We start from the raw sequence: 11,489 nt of genomic DNA, 5'->3' as shown, positions 1-11,489 counted from the left end.
TACCCGCACGGCCAGTACGTCCGATGCGGTGAACATAATCTTCTGCTTTAAATGGCATGTCATAGTTCACAACTTGTTCTAGCTGCTGAATATCAATACCACGAGCTGCCACGTCGGTTGCGATCAACGCACGAACTTTGCCTGACTTGAAATCGTCTAGGGCTTTTTGACGCGCACCTTGGCTCTTATCGCCATTGATTGATGCCGCTTTAATGCCGTCTAACTTAAGCTCTTTAACGAGAGCATCAGTGCCCTGCTTAGTCTTTGTGAACACCAACACTTGTTGCCAGTTTTTTGAACCAATCAAATACGCTAATAGCTCACTTTTACGCGACTTATCTACCGGGTAAACCATCTGTGTTACGGTTTCAGCGGTGCTGTTTTTTGGCGTAACTTGGATTTCACTTGGCTTCTGCATCATACGGTGTGCAATCGCTTTGATTTTGTTATCAAACGTTGCAGAGAAGAACAGAGTTTGACGCACTTCGTTCATGCGAGAAAGAATACGCTTGATGTCAGGCATGAAGCCCATATCTAACATACGGTCAGCTTCATCCAGTACCAGTACTTCCGTTTGGCTCAACATGATGTTTCTAGTGAACATGTGATCAATAAGACGACCAGGCGTCGCGACAAGAATATCTGCGCCACCGCGTAAGTTATCAGTTTGCACCTTCATGCTAACGCCGCCGTAAGCCACCACGACTTTAATGTCGGTGCCCTTTGCGTAGCTAGTTAAGTTATCGAAAACCTGTTGTGCCAATTCACGAGTTGGCACTAATACAAGCGCACGAACGAGCTTAGGGTTCGGAATAACGTTGTCTTTTGTCTCGATTAATCTTTGAATAATCGGTAAACCAAACGCAGCCGTTTTACCTGTACCCGTTTGAGCACCAGCCAGTACATCTTTGCCTTCTAATACCAATGGAATTGCTTGTTCTTGAACACTGGTAGGAGCCGTAAAATTAAGCTCAGACAACGTGGCAAGAAGATGCTCAGATAATCCTAGTTGGTTAAAAGATTTTGTAGATTCAGACATAGTATGATGCTCAAAGATTAAATAGGCGCGGATTGTAGCAAACCTGCATTACGCTGTTTACCTTTCCTTTTGATTTTTCTTCATTTGAAGCGCATTAAACTGCTTAGCTTCCTCTAAAACGTTGGGATAAAGCTCATTAAAGTGACACTGCAACGTATCATAGTGACGTTCGAGGTCATCGTAACATGCCTCGAGCATACCGAGCTTAGGCCTTCTCAACGCCATTCGCTGCAACACCACCTCTATAGATGACATGTCTTGATAGCTCTCTAACCATCTATGCTCAGCCATTTTCTGATGAACCATAACGAAATTTTCAGGCCAGTGTGGCTCTTGATGTTCAAAGATCTGCTCATGGCTATCTAAACAAAAACGCTCTAATGTCTGCTGTGAAAACTGATCCCAATGATTGGCTAAGCAGTGATCCCAAAATACATCGAGTGCGATAGGCGCAAAGCGTCGTGTTTGGTCTGAGAAAAGTGATTTTGCAGAACGAGATACATCATGACGATCAGTATAGCTATCAACAAATCGATGAAGCCTAATACCGTCAGAAAGGGAATCAGAATAGTGTTTATTAGGGTCGCCTTTAACAAAATCACCTAACAGGTTACCTGCTAAGTTGCTGTTACAGTGCTTGGCGATGTGAAGGTGTGCGAGAAAGTTCATTGAACCTCATTAAAGTATCGAGAACTAAGTAACATGGTAAACGTACTCGTTTATCTTCGCGAACTTTAATGAGGATAGTTTTGGTATGACGTGTGAGCGAATACGATTTGCTCAGTTTAGAATTGTTTGCTTTGAGAAGCTTTAGCTAAGAAAACTTTTAGCTTTAAAACGTTTCAGTTGAAACTGAATTAAAGATCTTAAAAGCTTAGTTCGAAGACTTGAAAAGCTCTTCTGCTAACTGTTTCACTGTCTGCTCATAGTCAGACAAATCAATGCCAATTTCCATAGCATCTAACAACTCTAGACTTTCGTCATTATAAGATTGGTCACTCATTGTGCCCCCTCTATTCCTTGATGTGGACATGATGTCCGATTAACTAGTGCACCATCTTGGACTTATATTATGTCACTTTGATGAACGCACTCTACTCTACCCATTCCATATTCATAGCTTAAAGCTACTCGCGATCATTAACGCTTTTTTGCGCTAAAGGGGTATACGCGAACGACATATGTACTGCCACCTTACACCAAGTACAACAAATTACTCTATAAATTTTGAAACCGATCATGGTCAAACGTTTGCTTTGCTCATTTGAATGCTGACACGCCCCTTTGTGTAAATATAAATTTACAGTGGATGTTTTTAATTACAATAAGAATTGCATTTGGAATTAAACTCAATCAGAATACTTCAAAATCGAGATATTCTTTGGGTTTATGCGCTTAAGCTAGAAGAATTACAATGAAAACACACCCTAACGTAAAGAATTATATACAATGAATAAATCAAAGGTTTTTGGTAGTACTTTGATCATTGCAGGCACAACCATTGGTGCTGGCATGCTCGCTCTTCCACTTGCTTCTGCGGGTATTGGCTTTTCAACTTCACTTTTCTTGATGCTGGGTTTATGGGCGTTAATGGCCTTTACGGCGCTATTAATGGTAGAGCTTCACCAATTCGCAGAATCTGACGCTACCCTACACACGTTAGCTCATACCATTTTAGGAACAAAAGGAAAGTGGATTGCGAGCTTCGCGGTGATGTTTCTTTTCTACGCTCTGTGTGCGGCATACATAGCTGGCGGCGGTGCGCAATTTAACCAACGAATTTCGGATATCGCGGGTATCGAACTCAATGCTCAAATCACCACGCTTCTATTTACCCTATTAGTTGCCGGCGTTGTGACGATTGGTACACACAGTGTTGATAAAGTTAACCGCGTTTTGTTTGGCTTAAAGCTTATCGCGATGGTTTTGGTACTCAGCTTCCTGGCGCCAAACATTACCTCTCAATACCTAATGAGCATGCCTTTACAGCAAGGCCTGATTGTCGCGGCGATTCCGGTTGTGTTTACCTCTTTTGGTTTCCACGGCAGCATCCCATCAATTGTTCGATACCTAGATGGTGACGTTCGTTCTTTACGTAAGGTAATGATTATTGGCTCAGCACTGCCTCTGGTTATCTACGTTTTCTGGCAAAGTGTTACTTTGGGTGTGATTAGCCAAGAGCAATTATTGTCTGATACAAGTTTAGGCGCGCTATTAGTCTCACTATCGCAAACTGTTCATCAATCCAACCTAAGCGTGATCGTCGGTGTGTTTGCAGACCTTGCACTGCTGACATCTTTTATTGGTGTAAGCTTGGGCTTATTTGAATTCATGGGCGACTCACTGAGCAAGAAACTAGGTAACGCAAAACGTGTTAAGACAGCTGCTATCACCTTCTTACCGCCACTGGGTTTTGCCTTATTTTACCCACAAGGCTTCATCATGGCTTTAGGCTACGCAGCCATTGCACTTTCAGTGCTCGCGATTCTGTTACCAACAGTGATGGTCTACAAGGTTCGTTACACTGATTTCTCTGTCAAACCTCAATCTGCAGAAGCCAGTTACCAAGTGTTAGGCGGTAGCAAAGCGTTGCTTTTAGCAGGTAGCGTTGGCGTATTTATCATTGCCATTCAAGTTCTTATTTCAGTAGGGTTACTGCCTTCTTTGGGCTAATAAACCTATACAGAACTAATTTACTTGATCCAGATCTCACAAATAACATGTCACTATCATTAATTTTCACAATTAGTCGATTGAAGTCACATTTTTATTGAGGTCGGTTATTTAGAGTCCACGGTAAAGGATTTACCGTGGAGTTTTTATGAAAGAAGTACAATTTCGAACGATAGACAAACTGTTTATCAAGATGTCGATCAACGACAAATTTTGGGTCATTTTCTTAATCTTTTTTGCCGCTTTGGCAAGCCTAGCTGGACTGAACTACGTCAACAAAATGGAACACATTGACGTAACTGCAAAACAGCAGGTCGAGTATCAACTGCAAGGCATTTTATCAGCATCAGATTCCCCTGCTTCTGTTCGCTCTGTTAGCCAGCAAACTCGCGCTCAACAAACCACTATTTCAAACAATGGTTCGGTGACTGCCACAGCACTCGCACAAGATGGCAACTACTACTCACTTACCGTTTCAACTAACGATATACAGAATCAAAAGCAGCAAGCACTGTACACTTTCTTACTGAGCTTTTTGTGGTGTGTGCCTTTTGGTCTTTTCTGTTACTGGGTAGCGACTTTCCTAGGCGGCGCACTTTGGGTTCTTTATTCAACGACTCAAAAGATTGGTGATGGTGACTTAACATCACGCCTTGGCTTCCACCCTGGCCGTGACGAGTTCGGCACGATTGGTTGTGCGCTTGACCGTTCAATGGACACGCTTAGCGAGTTAGTCAACAACGTAAACCACAGTGCAGCAACGCTAAGTGAAACGTCAGCTTCTTTCGAAACAGAGATGAAGCGCAGCGAAACACAAATCATGAGCCAAAATGCCTCTCTAGACTCTGTAGCGACAGCAATGGATCAGATGACAGCTTCAGCAAATGAAGTCTCTAACATCTCTGCACGCTCAACGGAACAAACCGAGCAAGACGCGCAGCAAATCAACGATAGCCACGCGAAAGTTCAACAAGCGATCTCAGAAATCACCACCCTTTCTTCTTTGATTGAGCAAACCTCATCTTCTGTTACTAGCTTGAATGTGAATACGAGCCAAATTAACGAGGTCATCACGACGATCAATGCTATTTCAGAGCAAACTAACTTACTTGCTTTGAATGCCGCGATTGAAGCCGCTCGTGCGGGCGAACAAGGCCGAGGTTTCGCTGTTGTTGCTGATGAAGTAAGAACACTGGCAAGCCGCACTCAGTCGGCAACGGTAGAAATCCAAGCGATGATTGAGCGCTTACAGCAAGAGAGCCAAAATATCGCGAAGATCACCGAACAGACGGTTGATCAAGCGCAAACCAGTAGCCAGTTGATTTCGGACATTGGTCACGACGTAAACTCGATTGCAGATTCAGCTCAAGCGCTAATGGACATGAGTATCCAAATCGCAACATCAGCCGATGAGCAAAGTAACGTTGCCAATACGATTGCAGCAGAGCTTAACGATATTCGAAGCCAATCCGATGTGATTAAAGACGTGGCTCAGAATTCTTCAAATGGCGTATCTAGGCTAACAGAAGCGTCGGTTTCTCTATCTCAGACATTGGCACGCTACCGAACTTAAGGATCAACTGGTGAACTAGCGGCGTGAATTGAAAACAAACTAATGAGGACTCGTAATGGGTCCTTTCTTTTTGGCTTTTGTTTAATAACATTACAAGAACCATGGTCAATAACGATGACATTATCAATTACCATGAAGCAAGTCGCAAAGGAGAGATTAAGAAGTGTCAGAACTGTCTAATATTCGAGCTTAGGAGTAATCTAATTGAACGGGTCTTTTTTCGCTTACCCCCTTGCTGCAGGTGACACATAATGAATAAAACAGAAACACCAAACACCGACGACATTACATGCCCTTTATGCCAACACGACGAGTATCTGCTTTCAGAAAGTGGAGAAAAGTTTACTTGTGCATCTTGCGGTTTCCACACCAAACAATTTAGTAAGGTAGTCAGCCTTCAACTAAGCTCTACCCCACCAAAGCTGCAGAATTCGATATACCACCATTTGAGCAGTGCTTGCCATTAATCCAAACTGAAATTTCTTCTAAACTGTAGATATCCTGAGCCGCGAGTTCTGCTGAGTCGGCTTCGGGATCTACGATTGCTTCATCAATACTCGGGCGTAATCGAAACGATTGGATACCCGCGCGAACACCAGCCTCAATCCCTTTCAACGTATCATCCACGTAGATGCACTCATTTGGCAGAAAGCCCATGTTCATGGCCGTGTACATGATTAGATCAGGCTCTGGCTTCCAGCTGTTAGCATCAAAAGCTGAGAACACTTTGCCTTTGAAGTCGTCTAGCATGCCTGTCATCGCCAATGAAGATTCAACCCTAGATTTCGGTGCATTGGAAGCAATACAAAACTCTATGTCTTGTTGTTTGAGGAATTCAATAAGTTCGATAGCGCCATCCATCGGTTTTAAATGACGCTGGAACAGTGCTTGTAATTCATTGCGATATAACGGCTCAAGTGTATCAATCGAGATAGATAACCCAAGACGTTCTTGTGTATCCATTAAGATGTCGGCTAGCTTCCCGCCTTGAAAGTGCGCATAGCAGTCGTTGACGTTTAGCTCCGCTCCAAAGCCAGTGAAAACGTTCACCAAAGCTTGGCAGCACAGCTTTTCACTATCGATAAGTGTTCCGTCACAATCGAAAATCACACATTTAGTCTGTTCTAACCGCATAGGTATCTCACTCAGATTGAATCCAAGTTTTATCCTATAGTGTTCTTTCAATGCGCGAGATGATTGAGGTAACAGTTTGCAGATACAGGCTTATTTCTCTTCGCGAAATATGGAGTTGATCACTTTATCGCTCAGCATAAGCAACAGTTTTCATTAAGTTAACCCAGATTCTACGAAACCAAATACTGCGAGGTTTACATAAGCTACTCAATTTCAGGAGAAAATATAAATCACTACTTCCTAGCCGGATCGTGGTGAATCGATAAAAAAAATGGCTTATAGGCTACTCAGATAGAGCGACAATTAGCTAACAACCGACTCTTCTAAGACCTTAGCTTCAAACGAAGGTGAAGACGCATATTCTATAGTTCCAGTATCGGGATACGAATCTCGGATAGCGACAAACTCGGGTAAGTGTTTCAGTAGCAATTTAGTCAGCTGAGGATCAAACTGGTAGCCACACTCTCGCTCGAACAAATCGACCACCATCTCTAACGGCCACGGTTCTTTGTAGCAACGTGCACTAAGCAGCGCATCAAACACATCGGCTACGGCAGTGATACGAGCAAACAGGTGTATTTCATCACCCACTTTTCCATTCGGGTATCCAGCACCATCCCAACGCTCGTGATGTTCGTTAGCAATGATTGCCGCGAGGTTGGTAATATCACCCGCTCCGCTCTTTAGTAAGTTATAGCCAGCCGTAGTATGAAGCTTCATCACCTCCCACTCTTGGTCGGTTAATTTCCCAGGTTTATCCAAGATTGATTCAGGGACTGAAATCTTACCCACATCGTGCATTGGGCTGATGATCTCAATCATCTCGACCTCGCGATGGCTCAAGCCACGATACTTAGCAAGCAATGCAGACAACTTGGCTACACGCTTAACGTGATTACCTGTTTCGCCAGAGCGGGTTTCAATCGCTTCACCGAGAACATGAATCATATCCTTTTGGATATTCAAGGTCTGTTTCTGAAGCTTTAAGATTCGTTTGTTCTTATTGGCCAACTCTTTCTTTTGGCGCAGAGTGACAAATTGCATCAAGATGATCAGGCTCAAACCCGCAATCACCATCGATAGCCCTAATAACAACTGGAAGTTTTTACGAATAAAGGATGAAGGCTCGTTAATGAATACCGCTTCGTCAGGTAACGCGTTTGCACTAATCCCGTATCGCTTCATTGCAGGGTAATTAAATACAAAACGCTTAGTGTCTCCGGGAGTTAACGGTGTCGTAAAACCCGGAGGAAGGTATTTATCTAATGCATCGACAGCCTCTTCACCCATGCTTTGTGAGTGATTAACGTAACCACCGAGTACATCACCCGAAATATAGAACTGCCACAAAGCAAACACCGGAGCGGCACTCGCTTTTGACAACGTATCCGCAATCTCTTGGTAAGTGTGATAAACCCCTTGCTTTAACTCGGTGTTGTAATGACTGAGTAATACCGCATCGTCCGCAGAGATCCCTTCCAAAAATTGGCTTGTATGTTCAAGCGACAAATCGCGAATTTCTATGAGGTTAATATTCGGAAATTCAGCCATCATTCTGTTCATTTCTTTATGAATCAGCTCAGACGTGACACTGTAATCATTTACAAAATAGAGATTCTTTAGATTAGGTCTTAATTTGGAGATCAGCTTAATATTAACGTCTATCTGATCGTTCTCATAAAGCACGGTTGCTCTGTCAGACACCGCGTACATGTCAGTGCTGAAATCATTGATGCCGGCTGCAACGACAGGTGTGGAGCGATCAATCAAATTAGGCAGAGATTCAAGAAAATTGGCCGCGTTATCGTCCGTCGCGATTACGCCATCAAACTTATAACCTGCATATTTCGAACGTAAGTAGTTCCCGAGAGAATCATAGTACTCTGAGCTGTGGACACGCTTTGAATCCAAATACTCTATTGAGAGTTTAACTTCGGTTTGAGACTGGCTGAACGCACTGTCTATCCCTTTTTGGAAGTCAGCAGTCCATTGGTAAGAAGGTTCGTATGAGTGTAAAACTAGGATGCGCTTTATATCCCAGTCGTTAGCAACGCTGAGTGAAGAATAAGCGCTAACACACAATACAGCGATTGATATCAATAGCTTGTACATACAATACCCTTTAAATAAGACGGGGTATTGTACTTAGATTAACGCTTTGTCAAAGAATCTTTAGTTCTCGATCCACACTTTATCGCAAGAAGCATGATCTTGTGCCCAAAAATCGTGTAACTGCTTAGCAAAGTTGTTGATACTTTGACCATTTTCAGCAACGACATCCGAGATCAATAGGGAACCATCCGCTTCTGTGACGATAGCGCTCGCCACAACTTCACCGTTTTGAGTACCAATATATAATACATGATCGTCAGAAAGCATAATTTGGCTCAAGAACTCAAGCATGTGTGCCCTTTCGATTTCATCTTGGTAAACGCTTGCTTGGTTGAGTGAAAATAGCACGGTCAATTTATGGAAATCGACTTTATGCAGTTCATCAATTTGGGAAGGAGTTTGATCTTGTGCTAGGAGTTGGTATGTCTTGGATGGAAGTTTGCTTTGATAAAGTTCACGGCCGAGGAGGCTCTCTTTTGCGGGGTAAGCAATATCGAGCTGACTAAATAGCCATTGGTTTTTCTTGTGTGCAATTTCAGGTATTTCGTTATTCATTCTTTTAGTACCTACGGTTAGTATCCCCAAATATCGCAGTTATTTGGAAGACATACGGTCGGCTGAGGTGCCGAGCTACAAGCAGAGAGCATACAGAGCATGACCAAGGCCAACAAGTACTTTAAATGCTTCATATTTTTCATTATCCAACAACATCCTTTAAGAACTTAACGAAAAGCTCTACACTCGTATCCAAGCTTTCAATATCCTTATAGTAAACAGAACTATATAAATAAAAAGGACTTCTTATGAAAAAAGCCTTAATAGCAGCAGGTATCGTGACAATGTTAGCTGGCTGTTCGGACAACGAGGTTGGCGACGTCTCACTGGGTTTCTTCACAATGAAGGATATCAAGATGTCTTCATTAGATGACGATAAGATCGCGGGTGTTACCTGTCATATCGCATCAATCGAAGCAAACCTTAGCCTTTCTGATCCAAGTGATAGCTCTATATCTTGTCGTCAAACAGGTGAAATTACACCAGAAATGATTGCTCAAATAGACAAGAGTAAGTCTGGCGAAGTGGTATTCAAGCAATCGAAAAGTATCTTCTTTAAAACAATGAAGGTTCGTCGTATCTACGATGCAGAGAATCAATCGCTACTTTATTTGTCTTACACCACCAAAGAAACGGAAGGCAGTTTCAAACATAGCCTTTCAACTGTTCCACTTTGGGGTACAGAGGCTTACGTAGACCCAGCAACACTTGTTCCAGCTGAATAGCCTTAAGCACAAGTAAGCCGAATCACCTGTACAGACATTGTGCAGGTGATTCAAAATGTAATAAAAATGAAAGAAACAGAAACAAAATGTGATATCATGCGGCAAAATTTTTTCACTGTATTTTTCATATGAAGTTTCCTGGACAGCGTAAATCTAAGCACTACTTTCCAACTCACGCACGTGATCCGTTGGTCAACCAAATTCAACAAACACCTAAGCTACACCGCGCAACAGTGGTCGGTATAGGTCAAACGATTGTTGACATCGAAGCCCGTGTTGACAACGCGTTCCTAGAAAAATACGAGCTGAGTAAAGGTCACTCACTGGTATTGGAAGAAAGTAAAGCAGATGCGCTGTATGAAGAGTTAGTAGAGCGCGGTTTGATCACGCATCAATACCCTGGCGATACTATTGGCAACACACTGCACAACTATTCCGTACTTGCAGACAGCAAATCTGTCCTGCTTGGCGTAATGTCTAAGAAGATCGAAGTTGGCTCATTTGGTTATCGTTACCTTTGCCGCACTTCTTCTCGTATGAATCTAAACCACCTTCAAACTGTTGATGGTCCAATCGGTCGTTGCTACACGCTTATTTCTGAAGATGGCGAACGTACGTTTGCAATCAATGAAGGCCACATGAACCAACTTCTTCCAGAAAGCATTCCTGAAAAAGTGTTCGAGAAAGCGTCTGCATTGGTTGTGTCGTCATACCTAATGCGTGGCAAACCTGAAGATCCGATGCCAAAAGCGGTACAAAAAGCGATTGAATACGCGAAAGCGCACAATGTGCCTGTTGTACTAACACTTGGTACTAAGTATGTGATCGAAGGCAACGCTGAATGGTGGCAAGAATACCTGAAAGAAAACGTAACCATCGTCGCGATGAACGAAGATGAAGGTGAAGCGCTAACGGGTGAAAAAGATCCTCTATTGGCTGCTAACAAGGCACTTGAGTGGGTTGACCTAGTTCTATGTACTGCAGGTCCTATTGGTCTATACATGGCAGGTTACACTGACGAACCAGCGAAACGCGAAACCACACTGCCATTGTTACCGGGTAACATCCCTGAGTTCAATAAATACGAATTCAGCCGTGCGATGCGTAAGCAAGACTGTAAAGACCCAGTAAAAGTGTACTCTCACATTGGCCCTTACCTAGGTGGCCCACTTGAGATTAAGAATACCAATGGCGCTGGCGATGGTGCACTTTCAGCACTACTTCACGACATGGCAGCCAACAGCTACCACCACGTGAATGTACCAAACTCAGAGAAACACGAGCACGCTTGCCTGACGTACTCTTCACTGTCTCAAATTTGTAAGTACGCAAACCGTGTGAGCTACGAAGTGTTGACTCAGCACTCTCCTCGCCTTTCTCGCGCACTACCTGAACGCGAAGATAGCTTAGAAGAAACATACTGGGATCGTTAATCGACTATATTAGGCAGTTACCTCTTAAAGGTTAACGCCAAGTGAGATTACCCATTCCTTAAAGGGCTGCTATATGCAGCCCTTTTTGTATACAACGCCAATATAACTGCAGCTCAAGGTAATCAGATCGAATATTTTGCTCGTTTAAGATTTGATCTCGCGCAATGACTCTTTAGATCTGTTATCTTCCAGCACATAATTCGTGTGGTTTGCCTTTACTTGGCAAATTTATACAGTACTATCGC

10 protein-coding genes are annotated in these 11,489 nt (G+C 43.1%); 4 read left to right on the top strand and 6 right to left on the bottom strand.

Annotated elements, in window-relative coordinates:
• The 3 genes from AB4517_RS12630 to AB4517_RS12620 form a co-directional block, all read right to left on the bottom strand.
• Positions 1-1,039: DEAD/DEAH box helicase (locus tag AB4517_RS12630; RefSeq protein WP_372050165.1), on the bottom strand; the 1,039-nt coding region annotated here is incomplete at its 3' end.
• 57 nt (positions 1,040-1,096) lie between these two features.
• Positions 1,097-1,708, bottom strand: coding sequence for an ACP phosphodiesterase (locus tag AB4517_RS12625; protein ID WP_017059830.1), 612 nt, complete (start codon positions 1,706-1,708; stop codon positions 1,097-1,099).
• A gap of 205 nt (positions 1,709-1,913) precedes the next feature.
• Positions 1,914-2,042: a hypothetical protein gene (locus AB4517_RS12620; protein WP_017059831.1), complete on the bottom strand. Its 129-nt coding sequence runs from the start codon at positions 2,040-2,042 to the stop codon at positions 1,914-1,916.
• A 446-nt stretch (positions 2,043-2,488) separates the two neighbouring features.
• Here AB4517_RS12620 and AB4517_RS12615 point away from each other — a divergent pair, with 446 nt between their 5' ends.
• Together AB4517_RS12615 and AB4517_RS12610 are read left to right on the top strand one after the other, a co-directional pair.
• On the top strand, positions 2,489-3,712 hold the full coding sequence (locus AB4517_RS12615) for an aromatic amino acid transport family protein (RefSeq protein WP_372148439.1): 1,224 nt from the start codon (positions 2,489-2,491) through the stop codon (positions 3,710-3,712).
• A 148-nt stretch (positions 3,713-3,860) separates the two neighbouring features.
• Positions 3,861-5,285 carry a methyl-accepting chemotaxis protein gene (locus AB4517_RS12610; protein ID WP_136973510.1) on the top strand — a complete coding sequence of 475 codons (1,425 nt, stop codon included), beginning with the start codon at positions 3,861-3,863 and terminating at the stop codon, positions 5,283-5,285.
• A gap of 408 nt (positions 5,286-5,693) precedes the next feature.
• On the opposite strand, the gene AB4517_RS12605 is transcribed toward AB4517_RS12610, so the two are convergent.
• The 3 genes from AB4517_RS12605 to AB4517_RS12595 all read right to left on the bottom strand — a co-directional run bounded on the left by AB4517_RS12605 (position 5,694) and on the right by AB4517_RS12595 (position 9,086).
• Positions 5,694-6,419, bottom strand: coding sequence for an HAD-IA family hydrolase (locus AB4517_RS12605; RefSeq protein ID WP_017059834.1), 726 nt, complete (start codon positions 6,417-6,419; stop codon positions 5,694-5,696).
• A gap of 303 nt (positions 6,420-6,722) precedes the next feature.
• A complete protein-coding gene (locus AB4517_RS12600) occupies positions 6,723-8,531 on the bottom strand; it encodes an HD domain-containing phosphohydrolase (RefSeq protein WP_372148438.1) in 1,809 nt (602 codons plus the stop codon).
• Between the two features lie 60 nt (positions 8,532-8,591).
• Positions 8,592-9,086, bottom strand: coding sequence for a hypothetical protein (locus tag AB4517_RS12595; RefSeq protein ID WP_017064644.1), 495 nt, complete (start codon positions 9,084-9,086; stop codon positions 8,592-8,594).
• Between the two features lie 248 nt (positions 9,087-9,334).
• On the opposite strand from AB4517_RS12595, the gene AB4517_RS12590 reads away from it, so the two are divergent.
• Complete coding sequence (locus AB4517_RS12590) at positions 9,335-9,811, top strand: CreA family protein (RefSeq protein WP_017059837.1); 477 nt, start codon at positions 9,335-9,337, stop codon at positions 9,809-9,811.
• A gap of 128 nt (positions 9,812-9,939) precedes the next feature.
• Complete coding sequence (locus tag AB4517_RS12585) at positions 9,940-11,244, top strand: inosine/guanosine kinase (protein ID WP_017059838.1); 1,305 nt, start codon at positions 9,940-9,942, stop codon at positions 11,242-11,244.
• Positions 11,245-11,489 lie beyond the last annotated feature (245 nt).

This window comes from Vibrio sp. 10N.222.52.C3 (genome assembly GCF_041474195.1).
Lineage (GTDB): Bacteria > Pseudomonadota > Gammaproteobacteria > Enterobacterales > Vibrionaceae > Vibrio > Vibrio crassostreae_C.
This window is presented reverse-complemented; position numbering and strand designations above follow the sequence as displayed.